The sequence below is a fragment of the Gardnerella sp. c11Ua_71 genome (genome assembly GCF_055818025.1).
On the sequence record NZ_JARFVR010000003.1, the window covers coordinates 216337 to 234958 of the forward strand.

An 18622-nucleotide genomic window follows, 5' to 3' on the forward strand; every position below is an offset into this window, starting at 1 on the left:
GCACATATGACCGAATCGCAGCAATCACCATTTTCCCCAAAAATCCAGCAGTTTCTAAACCACATAAGCGTGGAGCGTGGGCTTTCTCCCAAAACCGTTGAAGCCTACGAGTCGGATCTTACAAAATACACGAACTGGCTGCGTGAAGCCCGAAAAATAAACGATGTTAATGAAATCACGCAACTAGATATTGAAGAATACGTGCGCGCAATGTCATCACAAGCAATGGCATCGCAAAACTTAGGGCCTCGCACGATTGCGCGGCGAATCGCAAGCATCCACGAGTGGAACAAATTCATGCTTTCCAACGCGCAAATCGCAAGCGACCCTTCTGCAGAAGTCAAAGCGCCAAAGCAAGCGGAGCATCTTCCAGACGTGCTCAGCATTAGCGAAGTGGAGCGCGTAATCGATGCTGCTGGCGGATTTGGTAGCACGGATGCTGTCTCGCTTCGAGACCGTGCGCTTGTGGAATTTTTGTACGCGACTGGCGCGCGTGTGAGCGAGGCGGTTGGACTAAAATTCGAGGATATTGATTTGACGGAATCAGTTGTGCGGCTTAGTGGCAAGGGACAAAAGCAGAGACTCGTGCCGATTGGAAAGTGCGCGGTACGTGCGTTGCGCGATTATTTAGCTAACGCAAGACCTATTCTTGCAAGTCGCGCGCAAAAGTCGCCAGCAACCGCAAAGTCGCAAGTAAAGTCGCGACTCAAGTCACCCTTAAACTCATCGTCAAAATCTGCTAATACTCACGTGATTTTCCTCAACAAACGTGGCAAATCGCTATCTCGTCAATCCGCGTGGGAGGCGATTTCGCGTGCTGGCAAAATGGCTAAAATTGGCAAAGAATTGCATCCGCACACGCTTCGACATTCATTTGCAACGCATTTGATTTCGGGCGGAGCCGATGTGCGCACTGTGCAGGAGCTGCTTGGTCATGCGTCCGTTACAACAACGCAAATTTATACGCATATAAGCCCAGATGCGCTTATGGAGGCGTATGTTATGAGTCATCCGCGCGCGAGATAGATACACAACGACGCATCGATTCACTGAACATACCTTTTGATAGACTGAAGTTTATGCCTACTGATTTACTTGGACGCGAATATGAGACTTTCCGCGCGCCCGATGCGCTTACAACGCACGGTCCTGCGCGCATTATTGCTATGTGTAACCAGAAGGGTGGCGTTGGTAAAACCACCAGCTCCATCAATATCGCTGGTGCGTTGAGTCAATACGGTAGGCGAGTTTTAATTGTTGACTTCGATCCGCAAGGCGCTGCAACGGTGGGGCTTGGGATTAATGCGAACGCGCTTGATAACACGGTTTATACGGCGCTTTTTGATTCTTCTGTAGACGTGCACGATGTGATTCGTCACACTGCCACCGAAAACATTGACGTTATGCCTGCAAACATTGATCTTTCTGCTGCAGAGGTGCAGCTTGTTACCGAGGTTGGTCGCGAGCAGATTTTGGCTGGCGTGTTGCGCAAAGTTCGTAACGAATACGACGTTATTATTATTGACTGCCAGCCTTCGCTTGGCTTGCTCACTGTAAACGCGCTTACGGCGGCGGATGGTGTGATTATTCCTGTTGCTGCGGAGTTCTTTGCGCTTAGAGGCGTTGCGCTGCTTATGCAGTCGATTGAAAAAGTGCAGCACAGAATTAACCCAGATTTGCAAGTGTTTGGCGTGCTCGTTACTATGTTTACGCGCACTTTGCATAGCGAAGAGGTTTTGCAAAGGATTTACGAGGCTTTCCAGGGGCGCGTGCTGCATTCTGTTATTTCGCGTTCGATTAAGCTGCCAGATTCCACTGTTGCGGCGGTTCCGATTACGATTTTTGCTCCTGAGCATAAGACTGCTAAGGAGTATCGCGAGGTTGCGCGCGAGCTGATTTCTAACGGCGTTGTTGAATAGCGCTTTGCGTGACGATCTGCCTTCGCATTGCGCTGTAGTGCGCGAACGATATTTCCGCTTTTTGTTGTTGATTTTGTGGTTTTGAGCTACAAAGTCGGGAAAACTTTCCGCTTTTTGTTGCTCGACACGCCAATTAGAGCAACATTCTCTCGCGCGACGACCTGCCTTTTTGCTTAAAGCGTAGCACGCGGTACGACACGCTGAAATTCGGTAAAATCGCACTACATAGCTTGCGTAGATTAGCTGCGATGTTTGCGCTCGGGCACGGGCTTTAATCGCACGATTGTGCGCGCGTCAATGAACATTTCTTGCTCGGGTCGGCTTCCGTTTGCTGCCGCATCTCGCATAAGATGCAATGTTGCTCCGTCCCAGCTGATTACGTGACCAATCGCGTCGTGGTATTCGATTTTTTGCGCGCTGCCATTGCCTGTTTGAGCATTGTCATTGTTTGCTTGCTCGCTGCCAGCTGTTTCTGTTCTGCCATTGTTTGTTTGTGCGTTGCAATTGGTTTGCAATCTTTCGTCGCCGCCTAATTGCGCGACTTTGTATGTTCGCACAACAATTCGTGCGCCAACTGGTATAAACTCTGGCAGAATCTGCCGCCTAATTAAGCTAATCGTAGTGCTGCCTTCCGTGTTATTTGTGTATTCGCGTTATTTGCCGTGTGTTTTGCTTTGACTTTGTTAATTGTATCGCAGTGCTATCAAACTCGTAACGTTTTGCAATACTCTGCAGTGCTCGAACGAATGATCTGCTTTCCCGAGTTTGCGCGACGACCTGCCTGAGAGCTTTTATGTAGTGCGTTTGTATCAAAAACGCTGAAATTCAGTACAATCGCACTACATAGCTGGCGATTTGTGGTCAGTGCGCATCCGAACCACAAGATGTTGTGGTTTTACGACACGCAGGTCACGCAAAACACTTCACCTACTACATAAAACTATTCTGTTATTAGCAATCAATCAATATATTTTTTTGTAAAAGAGAACAATTATAAAAACTTTTCCTTAAAGCTCTGTTAAAGTCTATTTTTTCTTGCAATTCGTTATGGGGGGGGTATATTTGCTAAATGCTTTTGCTTGAGTACTTTAGTAAAGCTGCGCGTTCTGCTGCTTTATTGTTGTGCTCACATGTGGAATTGCATTAAGCGTTGTTTGTAAATGCTGCAATTGCTAAATGCTAGTTCATGTATTTGAATGCTCTTAGTACTTCTGTACTTGATACGTGTAGTATTCTGCCCAATTTTGGGATTCGTGTAAAAGCAGGGTGTTGCTTATGCAATAGCCGAAATTGCCAAAATGGCTAGGATGTACAAACTAGCCAAAAATGACAATCGAAGGTGAGTCGATTATGTTACCTGCAAAGTTTGCTCGTTTCGCATCTCGCGTGTGCTGCATTGCGCAGAAGGTTTTTTCTGTGAGCGATACTGACAATGCGAATAGTGTGGCAGATGCGTCTGCTGGTTCTGACTCTACCTATTCAATGCGCCCAGATTCCGATTACCACAGTGCGCCAATTTATTCGTACTCAAATATGCAAGTAAATTCTTCATCATCTTCTTTATCTTCATCATCTTCTTCTTCATTATCGGATAATGATTCATTAAGTTCATACGTAGGTAAAACAGCAAGAAAATCGCATATCTTCCGAAACATGATTCTTGCAATAATTGTCACCTTTGCCACCATAGTAACCATGCTCATCGTGCCGCCAGTGAATAGGGCTAATGCGGCAAGTGTTTGGTGGGATTACGCTGGTAACGGTTATGTTGCTCCTACAACTGAAGATAATAGAGGTAGGAAAGATGAAGAGCACACTTATGATGCTGCTGATGCATTTAGAGATATGAGGATTGAAGATCCTGTTATTGAAAAAGAAAATGGAAGAACAAAAGTAACTTATAAAATAATTTTCAACAGAAATGCTGAGTTTGCTAGGCAGCTTGATTCAGGTGAGTTGCAGCCTAAAGGAAATAAACCTAAAGACGGTACTGCTTATTGGGGTAAACCTACTCTTTCAGTGTTTTTGCCTAAAGGTCTAGATAAAAGCTCAATACTTGTTAAACGCTATTGGGAAGGCTCAAGCGGTAAGGTACAAACAGGTGATACTTCTGCGCAACTTGTTCGTGAAGATCAAGATGATATGCGCATTGGTACTTTGAAAACATTTGCAGGGACTTGGACAGCTTGGACATATACTAAAGATCCTAGTGATCGTGGGCAGTTTAAAGGTTTCAACGATAATTGGAATGATAATCTTGGTCCTTCTAGTGGAGACAATGGCGTTGGTGGTGGTCTTCCAAATCCTTACAAATATTCGCGATTGCAGGGAAAACCTGAGGATTGCCAGTATTCTATGTGCGAAATATACAAGTGGAATCAGAATAATCTTTTTGAAACGATGTTTGCAAGTCTTGAATGGGATACTGGTGATAAGCGCTTTACGTGGATTGTAAGTGCCTACTTAGCAAATGGATACACTGAAAAAGATGTGTATACAAAAATGCCTGTTGCTGCTGGTTTTAGAAGTAGTTGGCGTAGAAATAAGTACGCGGTTTTTGGTCCATTTGACACTGATGGTGATGGCATACCTGATTATGTGGAACACTTGCATAACATGAACCCTAAAGGTGTGAATGACATTGATTATCCACAGTATAACGATTCTATGCTGAAAGATTACGGTAAGGATAATGTTCCGCTTACTACTTATGGTCGTCCAGTAACAGTAAAGCCTTTTATCAAAACGGGTAAATGGGAGGGTGACAGTTCTACAGGTAAATTTGTGTATGATGGAAAAACTTCCACTGATTTACCTGATGATATTGGTATACGATACTCAATTGTAAACAAGTCTGATAGTAGTATTCAAACAGTAAATTCTCCTAATAAGATGCCTGAAGGGTCTGTTTATATTAATCCTAATTCAGGATATATAACGTATAATCCGCGTAAATCTGATAAAGATAAGACTTTTACTTTTGGAACAAAAATTACATATCCTAATCCCGAATTGTACAATTGCAACAATTCTAAGACTCTTGAATACACTCACAATACGAAGGTTAAGGTCATACCTCAATCGTGGATATACAACCCTGTGTATGAGACGTTAGAAAATGTTGAGCCTACTGCGAAGAATGCTTATACAAATCCACCTGCTAGTGCTAAAGATTCAAATAGAAAAAATAACGTTATTATTCAAGAGGGTCCTCTTCCTCGAGGTACTTCATTTGTCTTAAAAAAATATACTAATAAATTAGGCAATAGCACTATTGACATTAGCTCTAATGTATTAAGTTGGTCAAAAATTGAGAATAATGATTCAAACACAGGTAGGGTACATTTTACTCCAGGTAAAGTTGATCAAGGCAAAAGCGAACAGACGCCTGTGCTTGTTACCTATCCAGATGGTTCTACGTCTGCAGAACCTGACTCAGCGAATGATGGTGCTCCTGTTTATGCCAAAGTCACCGTAAAAAAAATTATTGCAGGTCAAGGTGACTTACATTTAGCAATAAATAAAGGTAACGATAATTATAGTCTAAGTGGTATTGGAGTGGATTCGAATAGGCCGCTGAATCTTACTATCAATGAAAAAATGAAACCAAATTTGATTCTTGACTCATGGTCTAATGTTAATCAGGGCAAGATTGTATTTCGTTCTATTTGTTACGAAGAGAAGAATAATATCACAGCAAATCACACTTTTATAAAAAGTAGTTCTGATAGTTTTAATGGATTGCATCTTGGAGATCCAGTGCAATGGGAACGTGCAAGCGAAAAGCAAGAAGCACTATGTACAAGAGATAATCTTAAGTGTGAAACTAATAAGTATCTTTATAAAAAAGATTATGAAAAAGATACTATGGAGCGTTCTCGCGCAACAATCAGTGGTACTCCTATCTCTAAAGGTACCTTTGGTTGCAGAGTGTTTGCGTTCCATCAAGGTAGCCAATTATTAGAAAACTTTGATAAATTAGCTAAAGATTCTCCGTCTCTTATGAAGGATTATAACTCCGGAGATATGGCTTCATCTCTTTTCCGCTTTACTGTTTACTCACTGTCTCACAGATACAACCCTAGTTATGTGCCTATAACTGCTAGAGCTGGTAACTTTACTAACAGTACAAAAGTTATTGATGGTAAAGTGTACAAGAATACAACTTCATCTCCTACAAGCCAGAAAAATGCTAACAATGCCAATAAGAATCAGGGTGATGTTAAGCAAGGCCCACTTCCTGACGGAACATGGTTTGAGTTTAAAAAATATAAAACTGGTGATAATAAGTTAAACTGGGCTGATTGGGAACCTGAAAATCAAAGTAATAAGCCAAAGAGCGGAAATAAAGGCAATGATTCATCTGAGGGATCTGGAAGTAGATTTGGTAAGGTTACGTTCCGACCTCATAAGTGGATGGAAGATGGTGATTATAATCAGCCTGTAGTTGTGCATTATCCAGATGGTTCTACTTCTGAAGACCCAGATTCAGGTAATCTTGGAAACCCCGTGTACGCGAAGGTACATGTTGTTCGAGAAACTCCACGTAATGGTGATTTAAAGCTCCATATTCTTGGAGGTAACGAGTATAAGAAGAATAAAAAAATTCAAGATAAGCTTGTTGACTCTTGGTCAACATATAAGCCAGGTCTTATTTACCAACGCATGATTTGCTACGAGAAGGATACTAAGACTGGTAAAGCTAAACCTAATTCTTACAAACTTGGAGGAATTAATGGTTTAACTCTTGTTGGTCCAGGGAACGCTTCTTCTCCAAAACAGTGGTTGCATGCTACGGATAATGCTTTGCGTAAGAAGTGTAATAAATCTAATGGTAGTGGATGTAATATTTCAGATTACCTTTATGACTATGACGTGAATGCCAATGGTAATAATGAAACTACTGAGCGTACTAATGGGTATATTAAAGGTACTCCTAAGAATTACGGTGACTTTGTTTGCAAAGTATACGCTATTAAAGATCTTGTCATTAAAGGTAAGCATGGAAAACTGCAAGATAAGTTCGATGGAATTGTAAGAAAGCACCTTTCTTCAGGTAATGTTTTCGATCAGATTAAAACTGTTTTAAATAATAAAACAAATGCAAATAATCCTGAGCTGGATACTGTAAATGGTATTGACTGGTCAGTAAGTACGTTAAATATTTCCGTGCATCCAGATTCTCACTACTATAACCCAAAGTATGAGACCATTACCCTTGATGCTGGTACTCACGGAACTTCTGAAGTGCCTAAAAGTACCAAGAATGCAAATGAAGCTACCTACAATCAGGATGATATTAAAACAGGCGATTTGCCTGCTGGAACTTGGTTTGAGATTAAGAAGTATAAATCTGAAAATGCAAATATTCCATTGTTAACCTACGCTTTGTTTGAAAATGGCCAAGATAATACCGATGATAAAAAGAATGCTAAGGATAAAACCCAAGCTGGTAAATTCGGCAAAGTAGCTTTTTATCCTCATAAGTGGATGCCTGCCACGACAGAGAATAATCCTGATAAAGTGCCTGTTGTTGTTCACTATCCAGATGGTTCCACTTCTCAAGATGAAGATTCTGGTAACAATGGTAAGCCTATTTATGCGTCTGTGAATATTTTGCGACCATGGAAGTTGAATGGTGATTTGCATCTTAACGTATACAAGCAGTATGAAAATGGCAAGTTTACTGGACCTGTAGACGATATTAATGGCATTACTGTTATGAAGGGTATTGGCTTGCTGAAGAATATGGGTATTGACTCTTGGTCATCTCATAAAATTGGCGGCATTACTCTTAGATTACTGTGTAGGGAAGGTAGTGCTACTTCTAACAGCAGTAATTCGCAGCAGTGGAGTGAAAATCTCGATAAGCTGTTCTTCAAACTTGATTGGCAGAAGGCATGGGATCATGCAAGCTTCCAGGAACAACAGGAGTGCCGTAAGAGTGGTAAAGCTGGTGATGGCTGCAATCCTGCAGGTAAGTACCTTTTGTTTGACAGCACTGGAAATACAACAGAGCGCGCAAGCGGAACTATTACGAGCAGCAAAGCGCCTGCTCAAACTGGAGAATACTATTGCGCTGTGTTTGCGTTGAAGCCTGATGCTTTGGATACATACAAAGCGGCTGTTGGTGACGATCACAAAATTGACGTTACAAATAACGACATTGCAGCAACGATTAATCCAACTGGTAATAGGGATGAAGATTGGGCTGTCAAGTATTTCCCAGTACACGTGGTCGAACAATTTAAGCTGCCGAAGACAGGCGGGGAAGATTGCGTGAACTGGAACATGCTGCTGAGCGTAGTGTGCGTGATTGGCACGGGCACCATGGCGGCTGGGTTCTTCCTTGATCAGACCAAGTGGGGGCGCGCGATGCTTGATGCGTTGTTGCGTAAGACACTGATTAAAGATTTTATCTGCAAAACTGCCAAAAAGCTTCGCGCTTTAAGGCGACGTAGCGAAAGGTGGCGATGCTGATGAAAAAATTTGCACGCAATCCTGCTAGTCGGCTAGTCGAAAGAGTAGCGCTGGCTTGCAAGCTTGCGGTGCGATTCTCGCTAAAACTTGTTGCGTACTACGATTCGCGTAAACATTAGCGCGATGAATAATTGTGGCTCGATCACGACCGTGGCTCGATCACGACCGTGGCTTGCTTACAGATTGTGGCTTGCCTACATATCGCAACACAAAATAAACAATAAACATTAAACAATAACCGTATTTTCCTCAAAAACCTGCCCAAAAGGGCACTGATATAAAGGAGAAGAAAGTGAATAAGTTCACTAAACAATGCGTTGCCGCGGTGGCTTCGCTTGCAATGGCTGGCACGCTGTGCGTTGCTGGCGCCGTGGTTGCTGGCAGCTCCGCTTGGGCTGCTCAGACTGCTGCTGAAAAGGCTCCATGGGATACAACTCTTGACGCCAACAAGAAAGGTTCCATTACCATTCATAAGAAGGACTCTCAAACAAAAGTTGGATTGAACGGAGTGGTCTTTGCCTTAAGGAAAGTTACAAAAATCGGTAACGAAACTATGTACGATCTTAAGAAAGAAGATAGCTGGGTAAAACTTGCTGCTAAGGTTACTAAGCTCAATGAAAGCATTAGAAATGGTAATGCTATATCAGTCGAATATGATAAAAATCTTACCGATGAAGATGTTAAAAAACAAACTACAGCTCATGTGGGTAATGAAGATGGTGTCGCCAAGTTTAACGATCTAGAAATAGGTCTATATCGTGTAGATGAGGTTAGTGCTCCAGAAGGCTACACTGCTGATTTTGATCCATTCTTTGTAACTATTCCTCAGATTACTCGTGAAAATGCAAAGACTAACAATACGTACACGTATGATGTGAGTGTTGAGCCAAAAAACACTAATATTAAGAATAATGTTACTAAGACATCTAATATTGGCGAAATCATTGGTGCTGGCGATACTATCACCTACACTATAAAAGCGAAGCCAAACAAGACTAAAGCGTCTAATGGTAACACTAATCTTGTTGCTGCCGATCTTAAAGGTTTAGCTGTTTATGATGATGCATTGAAAAATGCTTACACTGATCTTGGTGTAGGTGCAGTCAAAGAAGTTTACATTGGCGACAAAAAATTGACCGTAAATACAGACTATCAACTATCGGAATCTGATAGTGACATTGATAAGTCTGGTTCGACCGTAACTCGTAGACGTATTATGGTTAAGTTTACAGATACTGGTCTTACTGAAATCTGCACTAAGTTAAATGCTGTATCTGGTAGTGCTGAAGTTCCTGAGATTAAGGTTATTCTTAAATTAACTCTTAACAAGACAGCTAGTTTCACTGATCTTGGTTCTAAGAAAAAATTAGCCAACAAGTCTGGATTCATTCCAGGTAATGGTACTGGTGGTGGCACCCCAACGCCAGGTGGAAGCACAGATGATGAATTCCGTAAATTCCAGATTTTCAAGTTTGATGGCACTACTGAAAAAGGTAATTCTGTTGATAGTGATTCTCGAAAGAAACTAAAAGATGCAGTTTTTAAGGCATTTACAAATCAAGATGAAGCAACTAAGTGTGCTGCTAATCCAGATGAAAATAATGCATGTGATAAAGCAATGAGTAACTTTGGAGATTCTGATAATACAGCTGGAAAGAAAACTGGTGATGACGGTAAAACAACGCCTTATGTAGCTAAAGTTGGTAATACGTTCTATGTTGTGGAAACTAAGGCTCCGGAAGGATATGCTCGTTCTACCAAGGTTTATACAGTGAATATCACAACTAATGAGAGTGATACAGAGGTATTTACTCTTGAAATTCCTAACATTCCAGATAACAAGGGCAACAATTGGTTCAAGCTTCCAAAGACTGGTGCTGCTGGCGTGATTATCTTTGCTCTCGTTGGTCTTGGTCTTGTGGGCTCTGGTATGTTCGTATTCCTTAAGAATCGCAAGAAGGAAGAAGAGCAGCAGGCTGCGTGATTTGCTCAGTTAATTAGCAAATCATAAACGATTGAGTCTATAAGATTAAATCTATAAACGATTGAGTCTATAACGATTGAGTCTAGGGCAAAAACCCTAGACTCAATCCTATGTGGACTGTTAAAGCAACAAAACCCGTCGTTTTCCGCTTTTTGTTGTTGATTTTGTGGTTTTAAGCAACATTTTCGGTAAGTTTTTCCCGATTTTGTTGTTAATTTTGCCGTTTTGAGCAACAAAAAGCACAAAATCCCACTGCGTTTGTAGCAAAATCAAACCAAATATTATCTTTCATTAAATAGCTTGAGCTTGGAGGAGTTATGAAGCTAGCCGATATTAGCAATTGGTGCCGCTCACTGCGTGCGCGAGCGATTGCTGAATTGTTTAAGAATAAGGCGAAGCGTACCTCCAGTGTGGCTGGTGCGAGTGATTTGCTAGCGGAAGAATCGCAAGCAACCGAAGAGCAGACTCCACGATCCAACTCAAGCAAAAATATAAACAAAACTAAAAAAACAACTAAAAAGAAAAGCACACTGATGCGTATCTTAGAGCCGATTGCGCTGGTTCTTGCAGGCATTTTGTGCTTTAGCTACCCTGTGTGCTCAACGCTGTGGAACAATCACGTTTCTAAGGAGATATCGACAGCGTACGATAAATATAATCACGATCAGGCTGGCGACGTGCGGCGCGAACACATTCGCGCTGCGAAACGTTATAACGCAACGCGCAAAGACATGTTCACGCGCGACCCGTACGGCGGCGACGGTCAGGAAGATATAACTAACACGCCTGGATACAAGCGTTATCTTAAAACGCTTGAGGAGCCGATGGGCATTATTGGCATTGTAAAAATTCCGAAGATTGGTGTAAAGCTGCCGATTTACCACGGTACAAAAGAAGACACGTTGGCGCGAGGCGCTGGACACTTGTACGGCACGGATTTGCCAGTGGGTGGCAAGGGGCGGCATACTGTGATCACTGCGCACACTGGTTTGCCGAACGCAACCATGTTTGATTCGCTAACAGACCTTAAAAAGGGTGACTACTTTTATCTTGATGTGCAAGGGGAGACCTTGCGTTACAAGGTGTTTCGTATAAACGTGGTGGATCCGCACGATATAAGTTTGCTGCAGCGCGAGAAGGGGCGCGATTTAGCTACGCTGCTTACTTGTACGCCGTATGGTGTGAACTCGCATAGGTTGCTGGTTACGGGGTATCGTGTGCTGCCGGACCCTGTTGCGCCGCCAGAAGACCATGTGCAATGGCCGCTATGGATGACGTTGTTTGTTATTGCGATGATATTCTCGGCGGCGATTCTTGCCATGATGATCACTGTGGTTGCTGGTAAGAGGCGGCGTAAGTGGGATATTCGCGGCAAGCACATACTGTGGGTTGGGCGCGGCGAGATTAAACTGCGCTAGCGCTATTTCCCGATTTTGTAGTCCAACACGCTGTTTAGAGCTAGAAAGTGCGTCACATCGTTCGCGCGGATTAGCCGCGCTCACGTCTTCGCCGCGCAGAAGCAGTGCTTCTGCCTTGAGCGGCTCAGCGCTCCGAATTGCCTTCGCTCGCTACGCTTTAAGCGCGAAGGCAGGTCGTCGCGCATATTCTCAGGCGATTATCAGACTTATAACAAAATTACGAGTAGAATAAGAACCGTGATACTTGATCGTCATAATCGTTTAAATTTGGCCGAACTTTACGCCAGCTTGCAAGGAGCGGGAGATGGTGGGGCGCCAGACGCCACCGCGGAAAAGTCGCAAGCAACCGCTGACGAAAAGTCCGCGCAAAAATCACCTATAAAAAGCGAAACGCCGCATCTTCCGCCCGATCAAATGGACGAATTCGTAAACATGATGCAAGTGTACGAAGGTGCGATGTACGAAATTAGCACGAAGCTGGAGATTTTGGACGGCGAGTTTCAGGTGCGATTTTCGCACAATCCCGTGCATCACATGGAGCGGCGACTAAAATCCGTGCACTCGATTTTTGAGAAGCTACGCCGCAGAAACCTAAGCATATCAACGCGTTCGATTCGCGACAACCTGTTCGACGTGGCTGGAATCCGTGTGATTTGCAACTATCGCGACGACGTGTACGCGGTTGCGCAATACCTTTCCAAGCAAACGGATATTCAAGTTTTGCAGGTTAAGGATTATATTAAAAACCCAAAGCCGAATGGGTACCGCAGTTTGCATGTAATTTACGCTGTGCCAGTGTTTTTGTCGTCGGGTGCGCATTACACGCCGGTGGAGGTGCAATTCCGTACAATCGCAATGGATTATTGGGCGAGTTTGGAGCACGCGTTGCGCTATAAGGCTGATTTGCCGGACGCAAAGTTGGCGGAGCATTCTAAGACGCTGCTTGAGTGCGCGCAGAATTTGCAGGCAATTGAGGCGCAAATGCAGGGTATTCATCGCGATATTAATGGTGCGCCGCGCGTGGAGGATGCGCCTGAGTCGTAACAACTAATGCGCGACGACCTGCCTTCGCACTTAGAGCGCGCGAGCGCTATCTCCGCTTTTTGTAGCACGACACACCATTTTAAGCAACATTCTCGGGAAAATCGTCCGCTTTTTGTTGTTGATTTTGCCATTTTGAGCAACAAAATCGGGAAAACTTGACGCTTTTTGTTGCTCGACACGCCATGAATCGCTACAAAACGCGCGGTTTTCAACGGTTTATAGCCTTTAACCACATTGCTAAAAATCTATTTACAAGCGCAACGCCGCCACTTATTATCGGTCTATGTTTACTAACAAAAATTTCTCATATGGTGCAGAGGAATCTTGTAGAAATACAAATCTCCCTGCCAGACTCATGAACAATTTACTTGAGTCGGAGCGAAATAATTCATGCCTAATGGCGTCGCGTTTCAACGATCGCTCAATTCTGCGCCGATATCTTAAGTCTGGAGAGCTGATTGAGCCTTACAATGGCTTCTACGCTATTCGCGATCACTGGAATCGATTACTGTACAAAGATAAAGTCAAGCGTATTGCAGTCACTCTTACAAATAAGATAAAGATAAAAAAGTGGAATTTTACTGGCGAAACTGCCGCTGTGCTTTTGGGGCTGGAGGTGGTTCACTTGCCTTACATACATCATTCGCTTACCGAAATATATGTGTCGTCTAGTTATGCGGAAAAATTTGCTTCGAATTGTAAAAAATCTGCTTTGGACAAGAAAAAGTCGGTGCGAAGTGCATTTAGACATAAATATAACCGACTAAAACTTTCAGACATAATAGAGGATGAGTCTGGCATAAGGCTTGATGATTTTAATAAAAACAGCTATAAAAATGAGGCGGCGTCGTCATTTGGCCATACTTTTGGGCATATTCCGACTGCTGAAGAGCTTGCGATTAGTCATGTTGCCAGCATTTACAACGTTCTCTACGTGTGCGCTTGGAAGGGGTCGTTCTCCGAGTCGCTAGCAACTTTCGATTCTGCTGCTCGAAAAGGTGAAGATCTTAACAAAATTTTGCGTGTTTGTCGTAAATTTTACGGCTCCATGGATTGTTGTAGCGATACGCCGCAGTTCTTGAACAGTGTTCAGAATCCAAAAAACGCGGATTTTTATGGTGTAAATTATTCTCCTATTAACAATCCAAATTTTCTTGGCACCGATGAATTTGATGTTTTGTCGCGAATGGAGACTTTGGTAAACTATGCGAACCCTAAGAGCGAAAACGGCGGAGAGTCACTTGCGCGGGCGATAATGCTTGAGCTTGGTTTTGTGGAGCCAGAGTTGCAGCACGAGTTTCCAAACCCGAATTATCCACAGAGTCCATATCGCGCAGATTTTATGTGGAAAGTTAACGGAAAAATTATTGTTGGAGAGTTTGATGGCACTGATAAATATTTGATTGAAGATAGAACTTTGCTTGATAGCCGCTCGGTTGCTTGCGACTTGCGTACTGAGTATTTTGATGGAAGTGTTGAAAATGTCAACAACTTCAGCACAAATAACTTATATAGATATAATCGTGATGCAGTTAGGAAGGAACGCAATAGAGAGCGGTGTCTTATGGATTGCGGAGTTGTTAGGGTTGTGCGATTTGATTATTGCGATATCTTGAATCCGATTGAGTTTAAGAAGAAGCTGCTTTCTGCGGGAGTTCCTGTGGCCGTTGCGTGATTTACAACATTCTCGATTAATCATCTACGCTTTTTGTTGCTCAACACGCTGATTAGAGCTACAAAAACGGGAAAATCTTCCGCTTTTTGTTGTTATAAATGGAAAGAACAAAAAAGGGTTTCTAGCAAATTGCTAGAAACCCCGTTCGCGGATGAGGCGAGATTCGAACTCGCGGTAGGTTTCCCTACAACGGTTTTCAAGACCGTCTCCTTAGACCGCTCGGACACCCATCCATGTGTGATTGCTACGCAATATGCGCATCAATCACACAAGCGAATAGCCTACCATAATCCCTAGGAAAACGCACATACTCGTATCTAGTCGCGCCTATTTCCCAGCAACTCCAGCAAGTACACAAACATGTTGATGAAGTCCAAATAAAGATTAAACGCGCAAATAATCGAAATACGTTTAATCATTTCTGGCTGATCAGCATACGCTTCAAAAATCGCACGAGTTTTCTGTGCATCGTAAGCCGTAAGACCTGCAAAAATCAGCACTGCAATCGCAGCAATAAATCGCATTGTTCCAGCACTTGGAGCAACAAACATAAGAATTACCTGACTCACGCACAACACCAGCAAAGCCACCATAAGAATCGGGCCAGCCTTAAGCATATTCACTTTTGTAGTGAGCGCAAGCATTGTAAGGCACAGGAAGAATCCAGCAGTTAAAGCCAAAACCATTGCAATAGAGCCGAGACTAAACACAGTAAAAATCGTACTAAGCGTAAAGCCAGTAAGCGCAGCATATACATAGAACATCGCACGCGCAGCAAAAACGCTCATTTTCATAACGCGCATTCCAAGAACAACAGCAAGCACCACTTGCGCAATAATAATGCCGAAGAATCCAAATCGACCCGTAGCATACAAGTAAGAGTAAAGCGCACCCGTACTTTGTGTAAACATTGCCACAAGCGTTGTAACTATTAAGCCAACGGTCATCTCTGCGTAAACGCGACGCACGCTCACGCGCTCAGCATGCTCGCGCACATAAGTAGCCTGCGCGTCTACAATTGTTGGGTTTTGCACAAAATTGCCAGCATAATTGCCGTTAAAATTTCCAAAATCTCCCATAAATCCTCCTAAAATTCTGTAAGACTCTGTATAACTCTATACAACTATATAAACCCTTGAAAATTTGATTATAGTACATTTGTACGAAACGCGCAATATCAAAATATTGACAACAAAGTGCGTCAATTAACTCCGCTTTTTGTTGTTTGAGACGTGGTTTTGAGCTACAAAATGCGGAGAGACTAGATAGAACGATAGTTACGCTCTTGAGATGCGATGGAGTCAAGTACGAATCGCGCGCCACTTCGATTCTTCTGGCTGCTTATAAAATCCTGCGGAGAATAAGGCGCTGCGCTGTTAAACATCTCCTCGTATTGCGAAACGCTTAATTGCGTGCGATTGTTTAGCGACTTTAAGTGCTGATCAGAAAACAGCGCGCTACGCCAGTCTGGAACAAGTGTTGCGCTAAAGAATTCTGCTACAGCGCCAGAACCGTAGGAGAACAAGCCGATTTTTTGACCTGAGAGTAAAGGAGACAGGCATGTCGGCGATTCGTTTGTGTGTGTTGCGGAAGATAAGTCGCAAGAAACCTCACTATCGCCATCAACCGCAGAATCGTCAAAATTCCTAAAATAATCGAAATCAAGTAAAGAAATTAATCCTAAATAGAGTGAACCAGTGTAAATATTACCGATTCGGCGACTATATTGTGTGCTGTCTTGGTATCGCGCAAGAAGACGTTCGCGCGTATCGCTTGTAATAGGCGCGCTAGAATTTTCCTCCAACCCAGCTCGAAGCGCTTTAAGCCCCATTTTTGTGTATGGAAGATGGAAGCAAATCGCCTCAAAATCGTTGAAATTGCAGGCGTTTTCCGCACTGTACCGCTGCCACACGTCGCAAAACATGCGAATGTATTGTTCGGTTGAAAACTTTCCGCGAGCCAACGCCGTGCTTTGATATACGGGCCGCCAAAAATCCTGGATTTCCGCTGATTTTACAACGCTGTCGTCGTTGATTTGCAACACGCGCGGATTCTCGCTTACAAGCATCGCCACAGCACCAGCGCCTTGCGTCACCTCGCCAGGAGTGCCAACGCCGTAGCGCGCAATGTCTGCAGCAATCACCAAAACTTGCGCGCCAGGATGTGTCAAAACGTAGTCACGAGCCATCATAAGCGCCGCAGTTCCGCCATAACACGCTTCTTTTACTTCCACGCAGCGCACCCACGAGCTAAGGTTTAGAAGTTTGTGAATGTAAAGCGCGCTGGATTTGCTGGCGTCGACGCCGCTTTCTGTGCCAACGATCACCATTTTGAGGCGGTTGCTGTCGATGTACGGCATCAGCGGCAGCGCAGCTTGAGCGCCAAGTGTTACGATGTCTTGGTGGTTTGGTGGCACTGCCTGTTGGCTTTGACCGATTCCGATTGTGAATTTGTTCGGGTCTATTCCGCGCTCAATCGCAAGGTCGCGCATGCTTAGATAGCAATTTGGAGTTGCGAAAGTTATGCGGTCGATTCCGACTTTTGGCGTGTTTTTTGAAGTATTGCTCATGATTTCCTATTTTTTTTTTAAGGCGATTTTTTTAGGGACGATTTTAGTGGTGTAAATTTTACGGCGTGGTTGCTGGCGACTTATCCCAAACAGAAGGAAGTCGCAGTTAACCGAGTAACACGTGTAATTATCATTTTAAACTCTAAGTATTTTTGTCTTTTCGCAAATTATCAAGAATCATCCTTGCAGAATTCGTGTTTAAATCGGAAGAATTTTCGTTTAGAAGCGCGTGCACAACTTTTTGAATTTCGTCTCCGCGCGCTCCAGATGCTATAGCGATATTTGCGGCTTGAAGGCGCATGTGACCAGCTTGGATTCCAGGACCTGCGAGTGCGCGAAGGGCCGCCAGGTTTTGCACGAGTCCTACGGCTGCTAGAACGTTACGGAAATCATTGGCGTTATTGACTTTAGAAACTTGCAACGCGACTTTTGACATTGGTAGCGAGGCGATTGCGCCGCCCACTGTGCCGATTTGCAACGGGATTTCGATACGACCGTAAAGGATTTGACCTGAATTTTGCAAGGTCCAGGTTGAAAGAGGCATGTAACGACCAGATTTTGCTGCCCATTCGTGTGCGGCGGCTTGTAATGCGCGCGTGTCGTTACCAGATACGAGTGCTGCTGCAACTATTCCATTTAGGATTCCTTTGTTGTGGGTTGCAGCGCGCTCCGCGTCTACGGCGGCCAGGGAGCTTAAGGCGGCGATGCGGCGCGCAAGGCGCATGCCGTCGGCATCTCCAGCCGCGGCTGTTTTTGCGCTAGGCACGAGCGCTTCTACGGGTATGCGCACTTCGGCGACTGTTGCCGCGCGGCTGGAGTTGGCAAGAATTGCCACCAGCGCCTTGCGCCCAACCCAGCTTTCCAGCTGGGTTTTAACAGCTTCGCCAATGGTGTTTGCTATGTTTGCTCCCATTGCGTCGCATGCGTTTATGTCTAGTGTTAGCTTGGCGAAGCCTGTTAACGCCGCCGCCTGCGCGCGTTCTAATCCGCCGCCGCGTTGGTATATTGATGGGTGTGCGGAGCGCGCAACCTCACTAATCGCCGTGCGTTTTGACTCGTCGCGCATTATTTCGTCTAGTTTTTTGGCTACGCTTCCGTCCGCGTCTTCAAAAACTATTTGCGCGCGCGTAACGTAATGTGCGCTGTGTGCTACAACGCCGTTTTCTAGGCTTTTTGATGTGATTTTTGCACCGTTGCATGCGGCAGCTATTACGGATGGCTCTTCTGTAGCCATCAGCACGTTTCGCATAATTCCGTTTACTTTTAGGCCGCGCACAACGCCTACTGGCAGGCTGAATCGCCCGATTTGGTTTTCGATCATGCTGTTTGCAACGCTTGCAGGAATGTTCGTTTCGCTGCTTTGCGCGAGTTGTGCGAGCAGAAGTTGCGCGTAATCGCCGCTAAGCGCGCCCTCTGATTCCAGCGTTTTTATGCGCTGTTCTACGCTTAATTCTCGAAAAGCTGCCATGTTTCTCCATTTTTTTTTGACGTCATTTTCGCGATTTTCACTTTTGCAATGTTGCTTTGACGCTA

General features: G+C 44.1%; 11 protein-coding genes and 1 tRNA gene. 7 read left to right on the plus strand and 5 right to left on the minus strand.

What is annotated here, in order from left to right; all coding sequences use genetic code 11:
- Positions 1-6: 6 nt before the first annotated feature.
- Positions 7-1026, plus strand: coding sequence for a site-specific tyrosine recombinase (locus tag P0106_RS03425; RefSeq protein WP_472997825.1), 1020 nt, complete (start codon positions 7-9; stop codon positions 1024-1026).
- Positions 1027-1079: 53 nt separating this feature from the next.
- Positions 1080-1919: a ParA family protein gene (locus tag P0106_RS03430; protein WP_004113420.1), complete on the plus strand. Its 840-nt coding sequence runs from the start codon at positions 1080-1082 to the stop codon at positions 1917-1919.
- Positions 1920-2158: 239 nt separating this feature from the next.
- On the opposite strand, the gene P0106_RS03435 is transcribed toward P0106_RS03430, so the two are convergent.
- Entirely contained in the window at positions 2159-2476 is a 318-nt protein-coding gene (locus tag P0106_RS03435; RefSeq protein ID WP_473730443.1) for a DUF6725 family protein, read from the minus strand.
- Positions 2477-3269: 793 nt separating this feature from the next.
- Here P0106_RS03435 and P0106_RS03440 point away from each other — a divergent pair.
- The 5 genes from P0106_RS03440 to P0106_RS03460 all read left to right on the plus strand — a co-directional run bounded on the left by P0106_RS03440 (position 3270) and on the right by P0106_RS03460 (position 14520).
- Positions 3270-8399 (plus strand): Rib/alpha-like domain-containing protein, encoded by a 5130-nt coding sequence (locus P0106_RS03440; protein ID WP_013399713.1) that lies wholly within the window; start codon positions 3270-3272, stop codon positions 8397-8399.
- A gap of 292 nt (positions 8400-8691) precedes the next feature.
- Positions 8692-10383, plus strand: coding sequence for a SpaH/EbpB family LPXTG-anchored major pilin (locus P0106_RS03445; protein ID WP_473730444.1), 1692 nt, complete (start codon positions 8692-8694; stop codon positions 10381-10383).
- 317 nt (positions 10384-10700) lie between these two features.
- A complete protein-coding gene (locus P0106_RS03450; RefSeq protein WP_473730445.1) occupies positions 10701-11801 on the plus strand; it encodes a class C sortase in 1101 nt (366 codons plus the stop codon).
- A 237-nt stretch (positions 11802-12038) separates the two neighbouring features.
- On the plus strand, positions 12039-12845 hold the full coding sequence (locus tag P0106_RS03455; protein ID WP_004574898.1) for a GTP pyrophosphokinase: 807 nt from the start codon (positions 12039-12041) through the stop codon (positions 12843-12845).
- A 355-nt stretch (positions 12846-13200) separates the two neighbouring features.
- Positions 13201-14520 carry a hypothetical protein gene (locus P0106_RS03460; protein ID WP_257987295.1) on the plus strand — a complete coding sequence of 440 codons (1320 nt, stop codon included), beginning with the start codon at positions 13201-13203 and terminating at the stop codon, positions 14518-14520.
- A gap of 148 nt (positions 14521-14668) precedes the next feature.
- On the opposite strand, the gene P0106_RS03465 is transcribed toward P0106_RS03460, so the two are convergent.
- The 4 genes from P0106_RS03465 to P0106_RS03480 all read right to left on the minus strand — a co-directional run bounded on the left by P0106_RS03465 (position 14669) and on the right by P0106_RS03480 (position 18557).
- Positions 14669-14753, minus strand: a tRNA-Ser gene (locus tag P0106_RS03465).
- Positions 14754-14837: 84 nt separating this feature from the next.
- Positions 14838-15599 (minus strand): Bax inhibitor-1/YccA family protein, encoded by a 762-nt coding sequence (locus P0106_RS03470; protein ID WP_473730446.1) that lies wholly within the window; start codon positions 15597-15599, stop codon positions 14838-14840.
- 182 nt (positions 15600-15781) lie between these two features.
- A complete protein-coding gene (locus P0106_RS03475) occupies positions 15782-17089 on the minus strand; it encodes a hydroxymethylglutaryl-CoA synthase (protein ID WP_473730447.1) in 1308 nt (435 codons plus the stop codon).
- 142 nt (positions 17090-17231) lie between these two features.
- Positions 17232-18557: a hydroxymethylglutaryl-CoA reductase, degradative gene (locus P0106_RS03480; RefSeq protein WP_473730448.1), complete on the minus strand. Its 1326-nt coding sequence runs from the start codon at positions 18555-18557 to the stop codon at positions 17232-17234.
- Between the last annotated feature and the right edge of the window lie 65 nt (positions 18558-18622).